Source organism: Flavobacterium zubiriense (genome assembly GCF_041729725.1).
GTDB classification, from domain to species: domain Bacteria; phylum Bacteroidota; class Bacteroidia; order Flavobacteriales; family Flavobacteriaceae; genus Flavobacterium; species Flavobacterium zubiriense.
This window is the reverse complement of sequence record NZ_JBCFQL010000001.1, coordinates 121,031-144,407: the sequence shown is the minus strand read 5'-3', so window position 1 is coordinate 144,407 and position 23,377 is coordinate 121,031. Positions and strand designations below refer to the sequence as shown.

Genomic DNA, 23,377 nt, shown 5'->3' with positions numbered 1-23,377 from the left:
ATGAATTTAAGAGGACGAAATAAAGTGAGTGCTGAATTTAATATGTCATCCATGACAGACATTGTCTTTCTGTTGTTGATATTTTTCATGCTAACCTCAACTATGGTAACTACTAACGCACTGGATTTAGTATTACCAAAAGCAAAAGGAAAAACAGATAGCAACAAAAATATTGCTGTAAGTATCAATAAAAAATTAGAGTTTTTTATTGATAAGGAGCCTGTTTTAGAAGCCGAATTGGAATCAAAATTACTATCACTAGTTGCCGCTGATGAAAACAAAGCCATAATTCTAAGAGCCGAAGAAGGTGTTCCAATTGAAAAAGCAGTTAACGTTTTAGACATTGCGAACAGAAACCAAATTAAAGTGGTTTTAGCTGTAAGACCTAAATAATTTGGCACTGACTTTCAAAAAACAGATTTATTCTACATGAAATATTTAGAAACAGAAGAAGAAAAAAAATCATTTGTTATCACATCTATCATTTTTGTGATACTATTTGTTTTGTTCTTATATCTAGGACTTACTTCTTTAGATCCTCCCCCTGAAAACGGAATTGCTATTAATTTTGGCACAACTGAATTTGGAAATGGAGACATTCAGCCTACCGAAGCCATTCAATCGGCACCAAAAGCTACTGCCGCAAAACAAGCCACAGCAAGCAACGACGATGTTTTATCACAAGATATTGAAGAAGCTGTTGTAATGAAAGAAGCTAAAAAAATCCAACCAACAAAAGAAGTTGCTAAAGAAGAAGTAAAAGAAAAACCCAAAGAAAATCCGAAACCTTCTAAAAGCACCACTGATGCTTTGTCTAGTTTAATTAATGGTCCAAAATCTACTGGAACAGCCAAAGGTGGCGAAGGCAATGACAATCAGGCTGGAGATAAAGGAAGTTTAAACGGAAATCCTTATGCTAATACTTATTACGGTTCTGGAAGCGGAAGCGGTACAGGAAGTGGCTGGGGATTGAATGGTAGAAAAATTAGTAGCCGAGGAAAAGAAGTCCAAAAGTGTAACGAATTTGGTACTGTTGTCGTTCAAATTACGGTAAATAGAAACGGAAACGTTATTGCTGCCAAATATACCAAAGGTACTACCAACACCAATCCTTGTTTAATAGAACCCGCTTTGGCCACAGCCAGAAAATACAAATGGCAACCGGATTCAAATGCGCCCGAAACTCAAATAGGATTCATTACAGTGAATTTCAAACTCGGGGAATAACATTATTAACAATAAAAAATGAATTATCAAGAAACTACAGCCTGGATGTTTAACCAACTTCCGATGTACCAATTGCAGGGTGCTTCTGCTTATAAAAAAGACTTAACCAACACCCATTTACTGATTAATCATCTTGATAATCCACATCAAAATTTAAAATGTATTCACGTTGCCGGAACCAACGGAAAAGGTTCTACCTCACACATGCTGTCGTCCATTCTTCAAGAAGCGGGCTACAAAGTAGGACTTTACACTTCGCCACATCTAAAAGATTTTAGAGAGCGCATTAAAATCAACGGTCCCGATACTTCGGGAGAAATTACCGAAGATTTTGTTTGTGATTTCATCCATTCGAACAAAACTTTTTTTGAAGCCAATGATATTAGCTTTTTCGAAATGAGCGTTGGATTGGCTTTTGATTATTTTGCAAAAGAAGAAGTAGATATTGCTATCATCGAAGTCGGAATGGGCGGCAGACTGGACGCTACTAATATCATCACTCCCTTAGTTTCAGTGATTACCAATATCGGATTAGACCACACGCAATTTCTTGGTAATACACTCGAATTGATTGCTGCCGAAAAAGCAGGCATTATCAAAACTGATATTCCAGTTGTTATTGGTGAATACCTTCCTGAAACTAAAGCCGTTTTCTTGGCAAAAGCCAAAGAAAATCATGCTGAAATTTATTTTGCTTCCGATTTAATTTCGGATAACTATCCTTCTGATTTAATAGGTGATTATCAAATACACAATAAAAAAACAGTTTTACAAACCATCAAAATTTTAAACACGCAAACTGATTATACTATAAACCAAAACAATATTGAAGCAGGTTTGCTAAATGTGGTAAAAAACACAGGACTTTTAGGAAGATGGCAACAATTGGGCGAATCTCCAAAAGTAATTTGCGACACCGCTCACAACAAAAATGGTTTGGAAATTGTGTTGAATCAAATTCAAAAAGAAAAATTCAATCAATTGCATATTGTTTTAGGTGTTGTCAACGACAAAGACTTGGATGAAGTTCTGCCTTTATTTCCTAAAAATGCCATTTATTATTTCTGCAAACCTAATATTCCACGAGGACTTGAAGCTTCGATATTAAAAGAAAAAGCGAATCAATTTGGATTAATCGGAAGAACATATCATTCTGTTTCAGAAGCTTACCGTTCAGCTCAAGAATCTGCCACAACAAATGATTTCATTTATATAGGTGGAAGCACTTTTGTAGTTGCAGAAATTTTATAATTTTTTTCGTTTTTTGTTTGCAAATCAAGAAAAGTGGTGTATATTTGCACTCGCAATCACAAACGATAGCAACCTAGTAAAATAGGGCGATTAGCTCAGCTGGTTCAGAGCACCTCGTTTACACCGAGGGGGTCGGGGGTTCGAACCCCTCATCGCCCACCAAGAACTCCTTAAGCAATTAAGGAGTTTTTTTATGCTCTATTTTACCAAATATCCCCGAGCTAATTTTTGAAAAGTAATAATTTGCTCTTGTTCCCAATCTGAATTCTTATCCAATAAAGAAGCCATTATATTCGCAACAATTGATGCCGATTCCATCGCTGCTTTCGCGTCCAGAAAGAGCAATCTGATTCTTCTTGCTAAAACATCTTCAACCGTTAGTGCCATTTCGTTTTGAACCGCCCAGATTACTTCTGCTTTTGTGTACGGATAATCAGTGTGTATTTTTTCAGCTAAAACATTATCAGCAGCAATCATCTTTTGTATCAAAACCGCATCTGATCCATAAATAGCCAAATGAGAATTAGTTTCCTCTTTAGTATAACCATAAATCTTTAAATGCCTGGTTTTACATCTAACAGAATTTAAATTCGAAACCTGTATTGCCTTATTAATGGTTTGTTCTGCCATTTTTCGATACGTAGTCCATTTACCTCCTGTCACGTTTAGCAAACCCGATGGAAGTACCTGAATAAGATGTTCTCTAGACAAAATAGCGGTGTTTTTGGCAGCTCCTTCTTTTACCAAAGGGCGTAAGCCCACAAAAACGCTATTTACATCGCTATAATTTATTTTTTGCTTGGCATATTTATTAAAATGCTCTACAATAAACCGAATCTCCTCGTCTAAAGGTTTCGGTTCTAAAGTTACTTCTTTCACAGGAGTATCCGTAGTTCCTAAAAGTAACTTATCATGCCAAGGAATCAAAAACAGAACTCTTCCATCAGCGGTTTTTGGAATTAACATTGCTTTCGAACCTTGGAAAAAAGATGGGTTCAACACCAAATGAATTCCCTGCGAAGGCGCAATAGTCTCTTCGGAATGACCTTCGGATTTTTGCAAAATTGTATCCGCAAAAACTCCTGTTGCATTAATCACCACTTTGGATTTTACAATAAATTCTTCATTCGATAATTCGTCTTTTGCTTTTAAACCAATTATCTTATCCTCGCTTTTTATAAAATCAGTAACGGAACAATAATTCAATATTACAGCTCCGTGTTCAGCTGCGGTTTGTGCTAAATTAATAGCCAAACGACTGTCGTCAAATTGCCCATCATAGTACAAAACGCCTCCTTTTAAATCAGTCGAATCTAAGTCAGGTAAATGATGTAAAGTTTCTTTTTTAGAAAGCATTTTTGTTTTCCCTAAACTAAATTTAGCCGATAAAAATTCGTAAATCCACAAACCAAAACCGTAATAATATTTGTCCCACCAATTATAAACTGGAACTACAAAACCTAAGGTATGACAAACATGCGGTGCGTTTCTTAACATTCGACCGCGCTCCAGCAAAGCTTCGCGAACCAAATGAATATTTCCCTGAGCCAGATAACGAACGCCACCATGAACTAATTTTGTGGATCTGCTAGAAGTTCCTTTAGCAAAATCATATTTTTCTAAAAGCAAGGTTTTATATCCCCGACTTGCAGCATCAACAGCACAACCCAAGCCAGTTGCACCTCCGCCAATTATTACAATATCAAATTCGTTATTCTCACGAAGTTGTTTTATATTTTCTTCTCTATTCATTAAAAAAGTTTAAAATCAAAATAATAAATGTTAGTAATTATTTCTATTAGTAATTTGCTTCAAAGCAAAATACAACAAATTTTAAAACTATTTTTATTGATTTACAATATGAATTGATTTAAACTTTATTATTTATTAAAATACCCCATTTACTAAAAAAACTACAGTATTAAAAAAATCTTTTAATACTGTAGTTTTAAAACAAAAAATATGTTACAAATAAATTTTTAAGGTTTAAGCTCAGTAAACTTTGAATCTGAAACAAAAGCCTTTTTTACTTTTTCAACTGTGATTTCATTTTCTACTAAAAACTCATCTGATTTTTTAATATTTAAAGAAGAAGCTCCAACTAAAACTTTATAGGTTCCAGCTTCGGCAATCCAAGCGCTTTTATTTTCCATAAACGAAGCTAAGTCTTTTGGATGCAAAGTCAATTCTAACGTTTGGCTTTCACCCGGTTTCAATTCTTTAGTTTTTGCAAAAGCTTTTAATTCTTCTTTTGGTTTATCAATTGTTTTTGATGGAGCCGAAAGATAAACTTGAACCACCTCTTTTCCATTAACTTTTCCTGTGTTTTTCACCGTAACTGAAACAGTCAATTTATCACTGAAAGTTGGTGAACTTAATTTCACATCAGTATAATCAAATGAAGTATAAGACGTTCCAAAACCAAATTCGTAAGACGGTTTCACACTAAAAGTATTAAAATAACGGTATCCTACATAAACTCCTTCTTCATAAATTACTTCTTTGGGATTCTCAACAGGAATTCCTGGAAAATTTTTCGCCGAAGGAGTATCAGAATATTTCATAGGAAAAGTCATTGTTAGTTTTCCTGAAGGATTTATTTTTCCAGAAACAACGTCTGCAACAGAATGTCCGCCTTCCTGACCTGGCTGCCAAGCTAATAAAATAGCATCTACTTTATCTTTCCATGATGCTGTTTCGATTACACCGCCGATATTTAGAATAACTACTACTTTTTTTCCTTTTGCATGAAAAGCTTTTGAAATTTTATCTAGCATTTCAATCTCTTCATCCGCCATATTGAAATCATTATCAACAACTCTATCGCCGCCTTCTCCGGAATTTCTTCCTAATGTCACAAATGCGATTTCAGAAGATGCTGCTTTTTTAGCAATAAAAGCATCGTCCATTTTAATTTCCGCAAGTCTTTCCGGCAAAGCCAAAATCCCGTTTGCTTCCCTGTTCTCTTTTTCAATTGCAACTTCTTTTTCAGCGTGCGGTTTATACAAATTGACCAATTCTTGGTCTAATTTATAGCCTGCAGCAGTCAAGCCTTCTAAAAGTGAAACTGTGTGTTTATTATTCACGCTTCCGCTTCCAGTTCCGCCCGTAATCCATGCGTAAGAAGTAACTCCAAATAGTGAAACTTCTTTCTTCTTTTTAGTAAAAGGCAGTGCGTTATTGGTGTTTTTAAGCAAGATCATTCCTTCAGCTGCAGCGTTTCTTGTTACTTCAGCATTCTGAGTTAAATTTGGTTTATCGCTATACTTATATTTTGCGAAAGTTGGTGTAAGGAAAATATATTCTAATATTCTTTTCGCATTCAAATTAACAACTTCCTGAGATAATTTACCAGAATCTAAAGCTTCTAACAATGCCTTTTTTTGAATGGGAATTCCCGGCATCAAAAGATCGTTTCCAGCAATCATCTGTTGTACTACATCAGAATTTGAACCGTCTCTTATGGATTCAAATCCCGGAAAACCACCAAACCAGTCGGTCATTACGATTCCTTTGTATCCCCATTCATTTCTTAAAACTTCTGTCAACAAATCTTTACTGGCAGAAGTATAAACACCGTTTAGTTTATTGTATGAGGACATTACCGTCCAAGGTTGAGATTCTTTAACTGTGATTTCAAAACCTTTTAAATACAATTCTCTAATGGCTCTTTCAGAAACTTGTGCATTAATTGTTAAACGATTTGTTTCAACGTTGTTCACTGCAAAGTGTTTGATGGAAGTTCCAACTCCTTGCGACTGAATTCCATTTACTATAGCTGCTGCTGTTTTTCCTGAAACCAAAGGATCCTCAGAATAATATTCAAAGTTGCGTCCGTTTAGAGGATTTCTGTGAATATTTAAAGCCGGAGCTAATAAAACATCAACACCATATTCTTTTACTTCATTACCCATTGCTCTTCCAACTTCTTCTAAAAGTACATTATTCCAGGTTGAAGCCAATGCTGTTCCCACCGGAAATGCTGTTGCATAATAGGTTTTTGAGTCATTTTCTCTGGTTGGTGCAATTCTTAAACCAGCAGGGCCATCAGCAACAGTTGTTGCAGGAATTCCAAAACGTTCAAATGCGGCTGTACCTCCAGCAGCTCCTGGAACTAATCCTTTCTTTGAGTCTCCTACAGGCCCTGTCAGCATTTCAATTCCTGGCATACCTGTCCCAACTAGCAATTCTACTTTCTCTGCATTAGTCATTTCATTGATAATCGCATCAATTCTTTGATTATTAGAAAGACGTGTATCTTCCCAAAGATCTAATTTCCCGTTTCTGTTGTAATCGGTAAAAGTAAATCCGTTTATAGTTATAATTGGATTTTTCTCTACCATGCTATTTTCAGTTTTATGATTCCAGGAAATTCCTGAAACTACTAATGTAGAAACTAGCGATACTTTTGCTATTTTCTTGATATTGCTACAATTCATATTTTACTTTGTTTAATTTTATTACTAACTCTAATTTTACTCAACTAAAAAATTAATTTTCTTCAATTATTAGCATTCCCCATGGAGCAAGATTGATTTCTGAATTTTTAGCCACTTTTTCTGAGGTAAGTAAATCCGTTCCGTTTTTACCTTGTGTGTAAATAAAAGTTTTAGCTTGTGCTGAATAATTAAAAAAGTATCGGATTGTTTTTCCTTGATTATTAATACCTGATTTTGTTATCAACGGGAAATATATTTTTTGATCTTCATTCCACAAACCAGCTTGTTTCAAACTCCCTTCCAGAATTTTCTCCATAACGCTATCTCCAGGCATACAACCTATATAGGTTACCATTCCTTTACCGTAACTGTTTTGAGTAACTGCTGCATAGTTATTCCATTGTGGATGATCATATTTAGCCAGTACTTTTGCTGTCGTAGGAGTTAACAGCTCCATCCAATATTTTATTTTATTTTTGTCATTCCCTACCTGAAATGGATCGTCTTTTAAAGATACATTTTCGGGAATCACAAATTGACTATAGTTTACCCCAGCAGCCTCATTTATAATTCCAGGCTGAATTGTATTTCGAACTGTTACATTCTCATTACTAAAACCGCTTTTGAAAGTATAAATAATGTGTCCACCATTTTTTACATACGCATTCAGTTTTTGCAACAATGAATCTGGTGCTGCATATAAAGCTGGGACAATAATTAATTTATATTTTTCAATATTTAATGAAGACGGATCTATAAAATCAACCCCTACGTTCATTTTGTACAAGGCATCATACATGGGACGTAAAACATCATTGTATTGCTCTTTAGCCCCCCACCCAAAACTAAAAATATTAAATGCAGTTTGAGCTTCATTACTGAAAAAAACCGCCACCTCATTCGTTTTTTTAAGACTGGCTATTTTTGAACCTATTTTTTTAAAATCAACACCAATTGTAACAGCCTCATTATAAGTAGGATTAGACTGAAAATCATGACTCAACAAACCTTTCCAATACGTCTCGGCAGAATTGTGAATTGAATGCCAATGCCAATAGGTTAACATATTAGCTCCAGAAGCAACATGACTAAATGCCTGTAACCGCAACTGTCCTGAATAAGGTACCCATTGCGGAAATCCTTGTGCTTGTGTTTCAACAACCAAATAGTTTTGACCATTTTTCATAGAACGTGCCATATCTCCTCCAAAAGAAATTTCAGTGCCCGTTAAATAATCTTGTGTGGGATGATAAATATCTACTCCAGCTATATCCATGGCTTTTGCAGCAGCAAAATGATCTACATCTCCCTGTATTCCATAAGAATAGCCTCTCCAATCAAAATCGAAATTTTGAGTAACAAACTGCTCGGGTTTTTTATATTCTCGAACAATAGCTGCTTGCCAGGAAAGGAAATCAGTAACTAAACTGCGTTGAAACTTAGAGAATTCAGATTTCAATCCGGCATTAATTGTGCCCACCATAGAAGGGAATTCATCCCAAGAATTAATGCGATTACTCCAGTAGTCCAATCCAAAAGCTTTATTAATAGCTTCAGTAGTTTTAAATTTTTTTTTCATATACTGGACAAACTGAGCTTGAACATTTTTACCAGCCGTGCCATAATGCTTGGTTTCATTGTCTACTTGATAACCAATAATGGCAGGATGCTCTTTTACATGCTCCATGATTTTACGGATAATCCTTTCGGCATGAAACAAATAGTCCTGGTTCGTTATGTCCATATTTTGCCTAGCACCATATTGATTTTTACCCATTTGGGTGGTAGCTAATATCTCTGGATATTTTTTTACTAACCAGGCAGGGACAGCATAAGTAGGCGTTCCAATAATTACTTTAATTTCTGCTTTATGCATAGCATCAAGAACCCTGTCTATATGACTAAAATCGAATACGTTATCCTGTGGCTCTTCGGTACTCCATGTGCTTTCGGCAATGCGAACAACGTTAATCCCCGCATCCTTCATCATTTTTATGTCTTTGTCCAGTCTATCATAGGGCATATACTCATCATAATAAGCAACACCATAAAGTAATTCATTCTTGGGAACCTGAGCATTAACAGAAGATATTGCCAGAGTCACCGCTATAAATCCTATGAGTTTTTTATATAAATCCATCCGTTTTTAATTTAGGAAATTGGTGTTAAATAAAATTTTACTTCAACAAAAAAGTGTTGTACGAATCGGCTTTTAATATTGGCGTTAGTGTTTTTTTGCCAACTTTTATTTTAAACAATTTTTCTTTGTCACTATCATTTTGAACCACTATAACCACACTCTTATCTTGGTTTATAAATGCTAATAAATTATCATAATCCCCTGAAGTTTCCAAACGTTTTGCTCCTGGTTTCACAAAATGACTCAGATGTTTCATCAAATAATATTCAAAATTGTATTTGAAAGTTTTATTAATGGTATCAACACTTACCAATGAATTTTGTCTCCAACCCCAAGTGCTTATACCTCCTTCTTTTAGGGAAGCATTCCAGTACATGTATGCATTAGCACCATTAGTTAAATATTGTTTCATTAAACCCCAAGTATATCCGCAATATTTCCAATCATTTTTTCCATTACCACATTCTTGTTCTGTTTGGTATAGTTTAAGATTGGGGTAATTTTTATGAATAGTTGGAATAGCATCTTTTCCAGCCCATTGAAAACCGACACCTTTAATAGATTTATTAATCGTTGCATCACTCAAAATTGAATCCACTAATTTATAATTTGAGCGTTCCATCGTGCCAAAGAAAACATCTACTTTTTCGTCATTCATTGCTGGGATTAAATAACTTAAAAAACGAGACAAGCCTTTTGAAGTCCATGTACAGCTAGGGAAAAACTGTGGCGAATTGTATTCATTTTGTGGCATTACCATACTGATATTAATATTTTGTGCGCGGTAATCCTGAATGAATTTTGAAAAATACAGACTATAAGCTTTGTAATATTTATCTTCTTGAATAAACATATCTTTCCCTTCAAAACCCTCTTGTTCTGGTTTTAATCCATTGTCAAAACCTTTAAAATCCATCCCCCATTTTTCTCTTATTTCTTCTACAACATCTTGGGGTAGGTCTTTAGGAAATGCTTTTAAAGCATAATGTTTATTATACTTCATCCAAGTAGGAGGAGACCATGGTGAGGCCCATAATTTCATATTTGGATTGTATTTTAATGCGTTTTTGATAAATGGAATTAGCGTTTGAGAATCATTTGCAATGCTAAAATCTTTCATTTCAAAATCGCCTGCTGTTTCATTATAAGAATACCAATTATTAGAAAAATCATTGGCACCAATAGGCATACGGCAAATCGTGAAATTGGCTCCTACATTGGGCGAAAAGAATTCTTTTAGTATTTTTTCTCTGTCATTTGCATTCAAAATACTTAACGAAGTCCATCCTAATTCATTGAAGCATGTGCCAAAACCGTCAATTTGTTGCAAAGGTTTATTTATATGTACTTCTACATCCGTTTTTCCGGTTGTTGAACTCGCTTTTAGATTCTTATTATTTTGCCATTGTTTGGCTTCCGTGCTCGATATCCAAGTTATTTTACTTTGTGAAAAAGAACAAAAAGTTGTTAATAACAGCAGCAGAATTAAATGTTTATTTTTCATTGATTTTTTATTGTTTTATACCCTTACAAAACCATCTTCAATATTCTTCTTCTACTCATTAAATTGAGTATGTTTTTCTTTAGAAAAATATTCTAATTTTTATTATGTTATTGAGAATTTGAATAGGGGAATTTGAAACTGCGTTTGGGTAAAATTGAATTTAAAAATAATTATAGAGAGCAATAAGCCAAAGGCTTATTAATAGTCTAAACTTTAATTTTATGACATTATTTTCCTTACGGACTTGCTTTGTAGTACAGCAAGTCCGCTCAGAAATAACAAAGCCAATAGGCTTCGAGTAAAAAAACTGAATTTAATTTATTAACCAACTCAACAAATTAACATTTCCAGTAATCTAAACACCTTATTTAATATCCCGTATTATTAGGGAGAAGATTTTTATTTATTTGAATATCTCCTTGAGGAATTGGTAACAATTTATGAAACTCCTGCATTCCATAATTAAGTGGTTGAAGACTTGAATTTACTTGACTGTTCATCAAGTTTACCATATTAACCGTTCCATTTGCATCTGCTCGTTTCAAATCATTCCATCTGGTACGTTCGTAAACTAATTCTAATCGTCTTTCATTCAATATAGCTAAAGCTAATTCGCTCTTTGTCTCGGCGTCAGTATCACCTAATCCTGCTCTTGTTCTAATTAAATTTAGCTGATTTATAGCCGCATCTAGATTTGCTTGAGTTCCAGTTTCTATTTGCACATTTGCTTCAGCTGCTAATAAGATAATATCAGCAAGTCTTATCATAATTAAATTGTCGCCATTTGTCCAAGTATCACTATATGAAAACTTTCCACAGAACGGAATTGCCTGAGTTGGATTCCATGCGTTGAAAGGCATATTGAAAGAAGCTCCTGTAACTTGCCAATTGAAAGTAGATTGATATCTTGGTCCATTATCTCCAGCATCATTAAATGCTTTTACTAAATCATAAGAACCTATTAGTCGTTTAGGCCAGCTATCAAATGCACCGTACGTAAGTATATTGATCCTCCAAACACTGTAAGGTGTGCCTGATGAAGGAACTTGTAATTCAAAAATGGCCTCCGAAGAATTCTTGTTTGAAATTCCCCATAGATTAGAGTAATCAGGTACTAAAGAATAAGGCCCCTCGTCGATAACTTTATTACAATAAATTAAACAATTTTGATAATCTCCCATTTGGGCATAGGTTTTAGCTAATAATGCTCTTGCGGCTCCTTTTGTCGCTCTACCATATTCTCCATTATATGGATTACTATCTAATACTGCTTCTGCCTCTTTCAAATCTTTAACAATTTGTTCATATACTAAATTCGCACTAGTCCTTAAAGGATAATTATTTCCAGTATTATTAGACGAAAGAACAAGCGGTACATTTCCCCATGAAGTAACTAACCAATAATAAGCAAAAGCTCTCAAGAAAGTGGCTTCGGCTATTATTTGTGCTTTTCTATTGGTTCCTTCCCACTTAGGATCATTAATAAGAGTTACATTATCAATAGCAGTATTTGCTGCAGCTATATGTTTGTATAACTCTTGCCAATTCAATTGAATTTCGCCGTTAGCAGCTGTAAAAGTAAAATTCTCTAGCGGTTGTTCAATATTATTATCCCCATTTATATATGTATTATCAGACATACCCTCAGATGTAATAAGGTTGCTGTATGAATAATAATCAGGCATTACATTATAAGCACCATTTAATATACTTTCAGCATCAGAAGCTGTAGTTAAAGAACCTGCTGCTAATTGAGACTCAGGAGATTTGTCTAAAAAATCTTGAGAACATGACGTTAATAGTATAGCTAATACGAAGAAATGAGCGTATTTTAATATATTTATTTTCATAATATTTATTTTAAAGTTGAATATTAATACCAGCGGTAAAAATTTTAGCTGCTGGATAAGTTCCTCTATCAATACCAAGTGACATTAATGATGAACCAGAACCTGCACTTTCAGCCTGATTATTTGTTCCTTGTCCAAAACCATTAACCTCAGGATAATATCCTTTGTAATTATGAACGGTAAATAAGTTTTGCGCAGTTCCGTAAATTTTTAGTCCTGCCAAACCTATTCTTTCAACAAACTTTTTCTCGATTTGATAGCTAATGGTAATATTTCGTAATCGAAAGAAAGATCCATCTTCAATGAAATGTGAAGACACTGTGTTTTTTAACAATGCTGCTGCCCCAGTATTCGTGGTAGCGTTTCCTAACGCTCTAGGAACACTTGTTATATCACCCGGTTGTTTCCATCTTTTTAAAACTTCTGTACTTTCATTTGCAAAGCCTGACATCGCCTCAATTTCCATTCTTGTTGCATTGTAAACCTTATTTCCTTGAACCGCATCAAATAAAAATGATAAAGAAAGTCCTTTATATGAAAATTCATTTGAAAAACCAACTGTGAATTTAGGTAAAGCCGAACCTAAATCAACTAATTCGTCACCATAGACTAAATTACCAGTTTGTGGATCTACACCTTCAGATTTATATCCCCAGAATGTTCCTAATGAATAACCATTTTTAATAATTTGAGTATAAATAGGTACTTGACTTCCACCAATCAAGACAGGCCCCGTTTGAAAAGAGGTATTTTCATCAATTCCTTCAATACTATTTATATTTCTGGAAAAATTTAAATTAGATGACCAATTAAAATCGTCTCCTTGAATGATATCTGCATCTAATGATAATTCTACTCCTTTATTAATATTATTTCCTGCTAAATTCATTGCAGTAACAGAACTTCCTGTGGTTAAAGGCAGCTGTACAGTGAAAATCATATCTTCCACTTTCTTATGATAGTAATCAGCTGTTAAATTTAAACGATTATTAAAAAAACCTACTTCTAAACCAATGTTTGTTTGTGTTGCTGCTTCCCATTTTAAATCAGGATTCCCTAACTGAGGAGCTGGTTTAATACCTGGAGCAACATTCGAAGCATTGAAAGCATAAGGGGCACCTACATTTAACAAGCTATAACTAGGAAAAAGCATAGTATAAGGAGGTAAATTACCTGTTTTTCCCCAACCTAAACGTACCTTAAGATTTTGCATCCAATTTACATTTTCCATGAATTTCTCATTAGAAATTTTCCAACCAGCTGAAAGTGCTGGAAAATTTCCATAAACTACATTTGTACCTACTCTAGATGACCCATCACGACGGAAAGTAGCTGTAAAAAGATATTTATTATCATATCCATAATTGAATCTTCCAAAATAAGAATTTGTTGACCACTCATATTCTCCTGTTCCTATTTGAAAATTAGAACTTGCAGCATTCAAAGTCTTTACTGCACTTGTTGCAAAACCAGCTCCAAGTTGATTTGAATTTGAAATTGATTCATTCATTGCCGATGTTCCTACTATGACATCCAAAGAATGTTCGCCAAAGTTTTGTTTATAATTTAATGTGTTATCCCATTGCCATCTAAAAACTTCATTGTAGTTGCTTTCACCTCTCCCTTGAGTAGTACGTCCGCTTAAACTGCTATAAGGATCTAAAAAATAATCATATTTAGAATTTTGAACAACTCCATTTAACTGCGTTTTAAAAGTTAAATTTAGAGGTAATTTAGCCTCAACATAAGTACTTCCTAATAAATTATTAGCAATAGTTTTATTTTCATTGTTAAAAATTAATCCCAATGGATTCTCACCAGAATAAAAATTACTAACACCATAAACACCCGGAAAAGGAGAATTTGACGGCATAAAAACAGGAATAAACTCAGGAGTAACAAGAGCACTAAGAACAACACCTCCAAAATTAGCAGAAGTATTATCTGTAATTGATCTTTGATTAGTCCTATTATAATTAACTGATCCTCCAAATTTTATTTTCTGTGTAATATCTTGATTAACATTTAAATTAAGAGAATAACGTTTAAAATTTGAACCAACAATAATACCTTCTTGATTTAAATATCCAAGACCCAGGTAATAATTTCCAGTATCTGAACCACCTGAAGTACTTAAATTAACACTTGATTGTGCGGCAGTACGATAAATTAAATCTTGCCAGTTGTTGTTTGTTCCTTCTAAATCATAATAACTTGGTATACTAGGTTCAGTACCAAAAATTTCTGTTTTTATATCGAACCATTGCGAATTATTTAGTACTGGTAATTTTCTCATAATTTGTTGTATACCACCATAAAAATTAATTTCCGTCCTAGGTTGTCCTTTCTTACCCTTCTTCGTTGTGATAAGAACCACTCCATTTGTTGAACCCGCAGCTCCATATATACCCGCAGCTGATGCGTCTTTTAAAATATTAATGGACTCAATATTATTTGGATCAATTGCCTTTACATTACTTGTAAGCACACCATCTACTACATAAAGTGGTTCACCACCATTAGGAGATCCAATTCCACGAACACGAACTGAGAGTGATCCTCCAGGTGATCCAGAAGATGATGAAACTTGTACTCCAGAGGATTTACCAGTTATTGCTTCAACAGCATTAACAATTGGTCTATCAGAAACATCTTTAACACCTACAGTAGAAATTGCTGAAGTTACATCCGTTTTCTTTTGAGTTCCGTAACCTATTACAATAACTTCCTCTAATTTTTCAGATTCTGTTTTAAGTTTTATAGTTACATCTTTTCTACCATTAATTGGTTCTTCAATTGTAGCGTAACCTACAAAACTAATTACAAATACTCCATTTAAGGAGGTTTTAATTTCAAAGTTACCATCTAAATCTGTGGTCGTAGATTTAGAAGTTCCTTTAATTAAAATTGATGCTCCTGGAACTGACATTCCAGTTTCGTCAAGTACTTTTCCTTTTACTGACACATCTTGTGCTTGCATGTAAACTGAGAATAATACAGACAAAAAGCAAAAAACAAACATTTTTGTTAATTTCATTTTTTTAGTTTTTTTGATTAGTAAAATAGTTATTTGATACAAACTTATCTATTAATTTATGACATCAATAATTTTAAAGCATTACAAAAACACATCATATTATAAAAAAAGACTATTCAAAAACACATCAAAACTATTTTATATTACTGATTAACAGTTATTTATTTCGATAACTATTAACTGTTATCAAAACGTTAAATAAATAAAAAACACTACATTTATATAAATATTAAAAATATACATTTATGAAACAAATTTTAACACAAATACCTATTGTAATATATCCAGAATTTAAACACTCCAATAGTTACACATTATTAAGATAACACAATTTCAATACTATTATGAGCTTAATTAAATCATATTTTTCTATCCTTTTAGTCATGCTTTCTTTCCATTTACTTGGACAAGAAAAAAAAATTGGCTTACCTGAAATAAAAAACTACAATCGAATAGATTACAAAGGAGATACTCAAATCTGGCAAATTAATCAGGACAAAAGGGGGAACTTATATTTTGCTAACAATAAAGGACTTTTCCAATTTGATGGTTCGTCATGGCGTAAATATGCTTTACCCAATTCAGGGTTTATTAGGGCTTTCAAAATTGATGATTCAGGGAAAATTTTCGTTGGCGGTAACGCTGAATTTGGCTATTTCAAGCCCAATTCAAAGGGAAAAATGAAATACTATTCTTTATCAAAATTAATTAATAAAAATGCTACTAAAATAATTAGTATTATATGGAAGATACATAGCTATAATGATGAAATTATTTTTCAATCTTTCACAAATGCTTATATTTTAAAAAATAATAAATTAAAAATATTAGAAGCACCCTATCGTTTTCAATTTTCATTCAAAGTAGGATCAAAACTATATTTTCAAGACCATAAAAAAGGATTACTTGAATATAAAAATAATAAACTTGTTCCTCTAGAAGGAACTACTATTTTGAATAATAAGGAAATATGGGCTATTTTCAAACTACCTGACAACAAACTTTTAATTGAAACCATAAACAATGGTCTCTTCATATATGATTTTAAAAAAATATTACCATGGAAAACAGAGGCTAATGAATTCATGATAAAAAATGGTGCTTTAGGAGGTACAACTTTAAAAAACAATTTAATTGTACTTAACTCAGCGACTAATGGGATTATTATTTGTGACAAAAAAGGCAATATCATTCAACATTTCAACAAAAAAAAAGGATTACAAAACAATACGGTTTTAACATCATTTGAGGACAACAAAAATAATATATGGTTAGGTCTTGATAGTGGAATAGATTTTATTAATGAAAATTCGCCTATTAAATATTTCGGATCAAATCATGGTATAAGTACTGTTTATGCCTCAGTAGTACACAACAATAACCTTTATATAGCCACTAACCAAGGTTTGTTATATCACTCCATGAAGGATATATTTGATGACAATAATTTTAATTTAGTTAGTGGAACTTCTGGTCAAGCATGGAATATTCAAGTAGTAGGTGGCCAATTAATATGCTCAAGCAACAAAGGAGCTTTAGTAATTGAAGAAGGAAAAACAGTGAACATAATAGACAGCAATGGCTACATTAGTTTTAAGTTAATTCCAAACAAACCTAATTACATGATAGGTTGTAATTATACTGGTTTTGCTTTATTTGAAAAAGTTTCAAATAAATGGAAATATAAAAATAAGCTTGAAGGTTTTTATGGATATCCCTTTTCCTTTCAGATAAAAAATTCGAATTTATGGTTTCAACTTGATAATTTGATTTACAAAGCCACATTATCAGATGATATGAAAAGATTTAAGTCTATTAAAACGTACAAAAATTTATCTCAAAGGGACAAAGGCATTAGAAGTATTCAGCAAATAAAAAACACTATCTATTTCCAAAAGAATAATCATTTTTACAAATATAGCGAAGATCAGGATCTATTTTATGAAGACAAAAAAATCAGTAATTTATTTAAAAACATTCCAGAAATAACCGAAATAAAAGAAGATGACTATGGTAACATTTGGTATACTTTCAAAGAATCTTTAGGAGCGCTTATGAAGAACAAAAATGGAACGTATAACAATATTATAACGCCATTTTCAAATTTAACAGGCAATCTAGTATCCAATTTCTTATCCGTAAACACAATGAATTCAGAAAACACATTCATTGGACTGACAAGCGGAATAGCATATTACAATCTAAAACAAAAAAACAACTTTGAAGTTAAACCAAAAGCATATATCAGAAGTTTTTCATATCCTGGCGATACTTTAATTCTAGGAAATGGACAAAAAGAGCTAGAGAATTATAAAATCCCTTACAAATCGAATCATGTTAAATTTTCCTTTTCTTCTCCCACTTTTGAAAATCTTGAAAATGTAGAATTTTCATATCAACTTGAAGGATTTGATAAAAAATGGAGCTCATGGTCAAACAATAATTCCATAAAAGAATATACTAATTTGAGAGAGGGCAAATATAAAATGAAAATAAAAGTACGTAATAGCTACGGCATTCAATCTGATGAAGCATTATTAACATTTACAATTTCGCCTCCTTGGTATAGACATACATTAGCTTATATAATTTACACACTTATTTTATTTATAATTATTTATCTGATTCGCATTAGAATAAAAATAAAAATTCGAAAAAGCAAATACTATGAAAGATTAGAACAACGAAGATTATATTTAGAAAAGGAAACTAAAATTAGGCAAGAACAATACGAACTTGAAAAAGAAATTGAAAAATTAAAAAATGATAAACTGAAGACAAAGATATTAGCAAAAGACAAAGAACTCGTTAACAACTCGTTACAAGTAGCCAAAAAGAATAAAGTTTTAAACACCATTATTAATAAAATAAAAGATATCAATATAGACAACTTTGATGAAGCAACTAAAACACAATTTACCAAACTAAACAGAAGCATTGTAAAAGAGGTAAATGCAGATAAAAGCTGGCAAGATTTAGAAAAGCACATAAAAAATGTACATTATGATTTTCTAAAAAGACTAAAAGAAAAACATCCCAATGTATCCTCAAGAGAGCTGGATTTAGCTACTTATTTGTTGATGAATATGTCGACCAAAGAAATAGCAGAAATTATGAATATTTCTACAGGAGGTGTAGAATTGGCACGTTATAGATTAAGAAAAAAGCTTGGACTCAATAAAAAAGAAAATCTTACTGGTTTTTTGATGAGTATTTAACTAAAAAAAACGCTCTTTAAAAAGAGCGTTTTTTTAGGTATCCTACTTTATATAATCCAACGTTCGCTCTAAAGCCATGCCACGCGAACCTTTTATCAGTATAGTGTTATTTTTAAAATTTATATCTTTTAAGTCTTTTGAAAAAGATTCAAAACTATCATAAAAACAGAAATTATCTTTTGCTATTTGGCAATCAAAAAAAGCTTTTCCTATAAAAAAACACTGAATGTTTGTTTCGTTTTTTAATGAATCAACCAAGGAATAATGTTCCTTCTTGCTTTCATCACCCAATTCAAACATATCCCCTAAAACCACTATTTTATTTGATTTTTCAAGTTGTAAAAAATTAGTGATGGCAACTGCCATACTACTTGGATTAGCATTATAAGCATCTAATATTATTTCATTTCCAGCCTTAACTAACAACTGCGACCTATTATTTTCCGGAACATAACTCTCCAAGGCTTCTTTGATAGCTATATCCTCTACCTCAAAAAACTTTCCTATTGTAAGTGCTGCATTTACATTATTTGCATTGTACAAACCTATTAAATGCGTTTTAATTTGAAGCGAATCAAAACTAATTTCAACAAAAGGATTTGCCTTAATTTCAGAAATTTTGACATCTGCATTTTCTTTGTCTATACCAAAAGAATAATTTTTTAAAACTGATGATTTTTCAACCTGTATTGAATCTTCAAGATTAATAAAAGCTAATTTATCTTGCTTTAAAAGATACTGATACATTTCGCTCTTTCCTTCAATTACCCCTTCTACACCTCCAAAACCTTCCAAATGCGCTTTTCCAAAATTAGTTATATATCCGTAATCTGGCTGAGCGATTTCACAAAGAAACGCGATTTCTTTTTTATGATTAGCGCCCATTTCCACAATTCCAATTTCGGTGTTCTCATCAAAAGATAACAATGTCAACGGAACTCCAATATGATTATTTAAATTCCCAACTGTTGCTTTGGTTTTGAATTTTTTAGCCAAAACTACATTGATTAATTCTTTAGTGGTAGTTTTTCCATTACTTCCAGTGAGCGCCACAATAGGCAATTTTAAATAATTTCTGTGATATTTAGCCAATTCCTGCAAAGCAACTAAACTATCTTCTACTAAAACTGTTCTCTCATCAATATAATACGATTCATTGTCAATAATTACATAAGAAGCGCCTTTCTCTAATGCTTCGCTAGCAAAAGTATTTGCATCATAACGCTCTCCTTTTATGGCTACAAAAAAAGATTGATTAGCAATTTTTCGAGTATCTATAGAAACTCCTGAGGATTTTAAAAACAAACTATGAATGTAACTGATATCCATATAAATATGATTTAAAAAAATAAAAGCCCTAATCAAAGGGCTTTTTATCTATTCTGTTATAATAATTAATTTCTTGGTGTTTTTCTTTTATCTGATTTTGGACCTACTCTGGACATGGCACATCTAAATCCAATATAATCCGTTGCCATATCTTGTGGAAAATACCTTCTTTGTGCTGGATCTAACCAATACGCTCTGTCTCTCCAAGATCCACCTTTATAAACCCTAATCTTATCGTCTATTAAAGTTGTTCTCTTGCTTGATCTATCATATTTTCTGACCATCAAGCCTAGACTATCTGTAGTTACATTATGCTGAGGCGAATTGTACATTTTTGTAATGTCTTTTTCTTTTTCATTGTCTGATTCTGAGGAACCAAAATTATAATATTTAGAAGATTGTTTATCTCCATCTCTATAATTAATATTATTACTCTTATCAAAATTTTGTCTCAAATACGTTTCTTTTTCATCAACTGGAACTTGAGCTAGTTGACCTGGGAAATTTCTAGCAATTACTTTACCATTACTCAAAGTATCGTATTTCATGTTTTCTTTAGTAACAATTTCCATTTTCCCATCGGCACCAATTTTATTCTTGGTATATGTATTCCCTCTGAAATAATTGAAATCATTGGCTTCATTATCAATAATTGGTCTGTAAACATCGGCTACCCATTCGGCAACGTTACCTGCCATATCATACAAGCCAAAATCATTAGCGGCATAGGATTTTACTGCATTAGTAATATCAGCTCCATCATCAGACCAACCGGCTATCCCACCGTAATCTCCATTTCCTTGCTTGAAATTAGCCAACTGATCTCCTCTAGATTGTCTTTTTCCTGAACGGGTATAATCACCAGACCAAGGGTATTTCTTTTGACCCTTATAAATGTTATACTCTCTTTGTCCTACATCTGCTGCAGCAGCATATTCCCACTCAGCTTCTGTAGGCAATCTATATTCTGGCAAAATAATTCCCGAAGAACGTTGTGCGTACACATTTTTTTGTTCAGTTGCGTTTCCATCTTTCGATTTTACGGATCTTCCTTTGGTTTTTTGTAAAACTATTTCTTCACTTCCGCCTCGAGCAGTTGATGGAGACATTAAATAGGCATCAGTACTAAAAACATTTTCAGCATTTACGTCCTCTGTTTTAGCATTTTTTTTCAAATAACCATTTTTCTCTAAAATAGCCTCATTAACACGATCCGTCCTCCATTTTGCAAAGTCAACCGCTTGAATCCAATTTACACCAACAACTGGATAATTTGCATAAGCGGGATGTCTTAAATAGTTATTAGTCATGGTCTCGTTGTACCCCAATCGATTTCTCCAAACTAAAGTATCTGGAACTACACCATCATAAACACCTTTGTAATCATCTGGTGGAAAAACTAATTTTATATAATCTAAATATTCTAAATACATGAAATTAGTCACCTCCGTTTCGTCCATGTAAAAAGACTGAACGTGCTGTTGCGTTGGTGTATTATTCCAATCATGCATTACGTCATCCTGTACTTTTCCCATTGTAAATGTACCACCCTCAACAAAAACCAAACCCGGACCTGCCTCTTGTTTTTTAGCGTCTTGTACTTTTTTATTATCTACATTCCAACCTGTTGCTCTCGAAGCGCCCTTAGAACTAGATTTTTTACTACAACTAGCAAAACCTAAAGTCACAATCACTGACAACATCAATCGAAAAACTGTAATTTTATCTACTTTCATACTCTTTACTAAGGTAATATTATGCGTTGCAATATAATAATTAACGATTAACCTGCAATATCAATTTAAATAATTATGTACTGTATTCTTAATTCAAAAATAAACGCAAATTTATACTATTTATTATTTATTCACATACTTAATACTTTTTTTTTACTCTTTTGATTTGTTTGTTAACAAAAACAGCTTAAACAAGTATTCATTCTAGGGATTATTATTTTTTTAACACAAATAAATGCGTTTACAAAAACACAAAGTTTTAAAAAAACTCACCCTGTTTTAAGCACAATATTGTTTAAAAATTATAGTTATAAATAATTATAAAATTACATTGAAACCTTAAAAACAAATTCAAAAACAATGAATTTGATTCCATAAAGTAAAAAACAGAAAAACTTGCAACTTTTTAATAAAACACTATATTTGTTCAATCAATTTTCTATTCATCAATGAAAAAAACAATACTTTTAACCATTTCTTTGTTTTCTATTTCGCTGATTCAAGCTCAACAAGAAAGGCGTATTACAGTAGCAGTCCCTTTTCTAACTGTTACTGCAGATGCTAGAGCGGCAGGTATGGCGGACGTTGGCGTTGCTACTTCGGCAGATGCTTTTTCTCAGCAATCGAATCCTGCTAAATATGCTTTTGCTATAAACAAACAAGGTGTTAGTGCGAGTTACACTCCCTATCTAACAGGTCTTGCTAATGATATTTCATTAGGACAATTTACCTATTATAACAAAATTTCAGACCGAAGCGCTTTTGCAGGAAGTCTTCGCTATTTTGGTTTTGGAGATATTGAATTGCGTCAAACAGGGCTAACCGATGAAAATTTTCCAATAGTTTCTCCAAACGAATTTGCTATTGACGGTTCCTATTCGCTAAAACTAAGTGAAAAATTCTCTATGGCTGTTGGGGCTAGGTATATTCATTCTAATTTGAAAGTAGCTACTGGAATTGAAGACGCTACTGCAGCAAGCACATTTGCAATAGACGTAGCTGGATTTTATCAATCCGAAGAAATTGCGTACAATCGATTCAACGGAAGATGGAGAGCAGGTTTTAATATTCAAAACTTAGGTCCTAAAATAAGCTACGACAATGATCAATTTAGCGCAAACTTCCTACCTACCAATTTAAAACTTGGAACTGGTTTTGATTTTATATTAGACGATTATAATAAATTAGGCCTAACCGTCGAGCTCAGCAAACTTCTAGTACCAACTCCGCAATACGGAATCGATTTGAATAACGATGGAGTTGTTGATAACGACGATTTTGATCTTGCCAATGATGATTACCAAAGAACCAGTTGGGCTTCTGGAGTTTTCAAATCTTTAGGAGATGCTCCAGATGGTTTTAAAGAAGAACTAAAAGAAGTTATTTACTCTATTGGCGCGGAATATTCATACCAAGATGCTTTTGCAATGCGCTTAGGGTACCATCACGAAAATATTGATAAAAGCGGATTAAGATACTTCTCTCTTGGAACTGGCTTCAAATACACAACAGTAAAAATAGATGTTTCTTATTTGTTTTCGGCTTCAAAAATCCCAAATCCTTTAGAAAACACACTTCGTTTTTCATTGACATTTAATTTTGGAGACAAGTACGAACAATATTAATTTCAAAAAATAAGACAATCC

The 23,377-nt window shown here is 32.9% G+C and carries 13 protein-coding genes and 1 tRNA gene; 6 read left to right on the top strand and 8 right to left on the bottom strand.

Annotated features, from left to right (window positions below):
* The 4 genes from AAGV28_RS00610 to AAGV28_RS00595 all read left to right on the top strand — a co-directional run bounded on the left by AAGV28_RS00610 (nucleotide 1) and on the right by AAGV28_RS00595 (nucleotide 2,640).
* On the top strand, nucleotides 1-393 hold the full coding sequence (locus AAGV28_RS00610) for an ExbD/TolR family protein (protein WP_373389965.1): 393 nt from the start codon (nucleotides 1-3) through the stop codon (nucleotides 391-393).
* Between the two features lie 36 nt (nucleotides 394-429).
* Nucleotides 430-1,227 carry an energy transducer TonB gene (locus AAGV28_RS00605; protein ID WP_373404910.1) on the top strand — a complete coding sequence of 266 codons (798 nt, stop codon included), beginning with the start codon at nucleotides 430-432 and terminating at the stop codon, nucleotides 1,225-1,227.
* A gap of 18 nt (nucleotides 1,228-1,245) precedes the next feature.
* Entirely contained in the window at nucleotides 1,246-2,478 is a 1,233-nt protein-coding gene (locus AAGV28_RS00600; protein ID WP_373404909.1) for a bifunctional folylpolyglutamate synthase/dihydrofolate synthase, read from the top strand.
* Between the two features lie 84 nt (nucleotides 2,479-2,562).
* Nucleotides 2,563-2,640 (top strand) — tRNA-Val (locus tag AAGV28_RS00595).
* 36 nt (nucleotides 2,641-2,676) lie between these two features.
* Here the strand turns inward: AAGV28_RS00595 and AAGV28_RS00590 are convergent.
* The 6 genes from AAGV28_RS00590 to AAGV28_RS00565 form a co-directional block, all read right to left on the bottom strand.
* Nucleotides 2,677-4,230 carry a glycerol-3-phosphate dehydrogenase/oxidase gene (locus tag AAGV28_RS00590; RefSeq protein ID WP_373404908.1) on the bottom strand — a complete coding sequence of 518 codons (1,554 nt, stop codon included), beginning with the start codon at nucleotides 4,228-4,230 and terminating at the stop codon, nucleotides 2,677-2,679.
* A 227-nt stretch (nucleotides 4,231-4,457) separates the two neighbouring features.
* Complete coding sequence (locus AAGV28_RS00585; RefSeq protein ID WP_373404907.1) at nucleotides 4,458-6,917, bottom strand: beta-glucosidase; 2,460 nt, start codon at nucleotides 6,915-6,917, stop codon at nucleotides 4,458-4,460.
* Between the two features lie 52 nt (nucleotides 6,918-6,969).
* Nucleotides 6,970-9,057 (bottom strand): beta-galactosidase, encoded by a 2,088-nt coding sequence (locus AAGV28_RS00580; protein ID WP_373404906.1) that lies wholly within the window; start codon nucleotides 9,055-9,057, stop codon nucleotides 6,970-6,972.
* Nucleotides 9,058-9,094: 37 nt separating this feature from the next.
* Nucleotides 9,095-10,561 (bottom strand): glycoside hydrolase family 30 protein, encoded by a 1,467-nt coding sequence (locus AAGV28_RS00575; protein ID WP_373404905.1) that lies wholly within the window; start codon nucleotides 10,559-10,561, stop codon nucleotides 9,095-9,097.
* Between the two features lie 368 nt (nucleotides 10,562-10,929).
* Complete coding sequence (locus tag AAGV28_RS00570) at nucleotides 10,930-12,411, bottom strand: RagB/SusD family nutrient uptake outer membrane protein (RefSeq protein ID WP_373404904.1); 1,482 nt, start codon at nucleotides 12,409-12,411, stop codon at nucleotides 10,930-10,932.
* Between the two features lie 10 nt (nucleotides 12,412-12,421).
* Nucleotides 12,422-15,448 carry a SusC/RagA family TonB-linked outer membrane protein gene (locus AAGV28_RS00565; RefSeq protein WP_373404903.1) on the bottom strand — a complete coding sequence of 1,009 codons (3,027 nt, stop codon included), beginning with the start codon at nucleotides 15,446-15,448 and terminating at the stop codon, nucleotides 12,422-12,424.
* Nucleotides 15,449-15,792: 344 nt separating this feature from the next.
* On the opposite strand from AAGV28_RS00565, the gene AAGV28_RS00560 reads away from it, so the two are divergent.
* Nucleotides 15,793-18,666, top strand: coding sequence for a helix-turn-helix and ligand-binding sensor domain-containing protein (locus tag AAGV28_RS00560; protein ID WP_373404902.1), 2,874 nt, complete (start codon nucleotides 15,793-15,795; stop codon nucleotides 18,664-18,666).
* A gap of 42 nt (nucleotides 18,667-18,708) precedes the next feature.
* Here the strand turns inward: AAGV28_RS00560 and AAGV28_RS00555 are convergent, their stop codons facing one another.
* Together AAGV28_RS00555 and gldJ are read right to left on the bottom strand one after the other, a co-directional pair.
* The gene (locus tag AAGV28_RS00555; RefSeq protein WP_373404901.1) at nucleotides 18,709-19,995 is read right to left on the bottom strand and encodes a UDP-N-acetylmuramoyl-tripeptide--D-alanyl-D-alanine ligase; all 1,287 of its coding nucleotides are present in this window, start codon (nucleotides 19,993-19,995) and stop codon (nucleotides 18,709-18,711) included.
* A gap of 65 nt (nucleotides 19,996-20,060) precedes the next feature.
* On the bottom strand, nucleotides 20,061-21,731 hold the full coding sequence (gene gldJ, locus AAGV28_RS00550; RefSeq protein ID WP_373404900.1) for a gliding motility lipoprotein GldJ: 1,671 nt from the start codon (nucleotides 21,729-21,731) through the stop codon (nucleotides 20,061-20,063).
* 449 nt (nucleotides 21,732-22,180) lie between these two features.
* Here gldJ and porV point away from each other — a divergent pair, with 449 nt between their 5' ends.
* The gene (porV, locus tag AAGV28_RS00545) at nucleotides 22,181-23,356 is read left to right on the top strand and encodes a type IX secretion system outer membrane channel protein PorV (protein ID WP_373404899.1); all 1,176 of its coding nucleotides are present in this window, start codon (nucleotides 22,181-22,183) and stop codon (nucleotides 23,354-23,356) included.
* Nucleotides 23,357-23,377: the final 21 nt, after the last annotated feature.

Excerpts from the sequence above, each read along its gene's own strand:
- AAGV28_RS00610 (WP_373389965.1), top strand. The coding sequence starts at position 1 with ATGAATTTAAGAGGACGAAATAAAGTGAGTGCTGAATTTAATATGTCA.
- AAGV28_RS00605 (WP_373404910.1), top strand. The coding sequence starts at position 430 with ATGAAATATTTAGAAACAGAAGAAGAAAAAAAATCATTTGTTATCACA.
- AAGV28_RS00600 (WP_373404909.1), top strand. The coding sequence starts at position 1,246 with ATGAATTATCAAGAAACTACAGCCTGGATGTTTAACCAACTTCCGATG.
- AAGV28_RS00590 (WP_373404908.1), bottom strand. The coding sequence starts at position 4,230 with ATGAATAGAGAAGAAAATATAAAACAACTTCGTGAGAATAACGAATTT.
- AAGV28_RS00585 (WP_373404907.1), bottom strand. The coding sequence starts at position 6,917 with ATGAATTGTAGCAATATCAAGAAAATAGCAAAAGTATCGCTAGTTTCT.
- AAGV28_RS00580 (WP_373404906.1), bottom strand. The coding sequence starts at position 9,057 with ATGGATTTATATAAAAAACTCATAGGATTTATAGCGGTGACTCTGGCA.
- AAGV28_RS00575 (WP_373404905.1), bottom strand. The coding sequence starts at position 10,561 with ATGAAAAATAAACATTTAATTCTGCTGCTGTTATTAACAACTTTTTGT.
- AAGV28_RS00570 (WP_373404904.1), bottom strand. The coding sequence starts at position 12,411 with ATGAAAATAAATATATTAAAATACGCTCATTTCTTCGTATTAGCTATA.
- AAGV28_RS00565 (WP_373404903.1), bottom strand. The coding sequence starts at position 15,448 with ATGAAATTAACAAAAATGTTTGTTTTTTGCTTTTTGTCTGTATTATTC.
- AAGV28_RS00560 (WP_373404902.1), top strand. The coding sequence starts at position 15,793 with ATGAGCTTAATTAAATCATATTTTTCTATCCTTTTAGTCATGCTTTCT.
- AAGV28_RS00555 (WP_373404901.1), bottom strand. The coding sequence starts at position 19,995 with ATGGATATCAGTTACATTCATAGTTTGTTTTTAAAATCCTCAGGAGTT.
- gldJ (WP_373404900.1), bottom strand. The coding sequence starts at position 21,731 with ATGAAAGTAGATAAAATTACAGTTTTTCGATTGATGTTGTCAGTGATT.
- porV (WP_373404899.1), top strand. The coding sequence starts at position 22,181 with ATGAAAAAAACAATACTTTTAACCATTTCTTTGTTTTCTATTTCGCTG.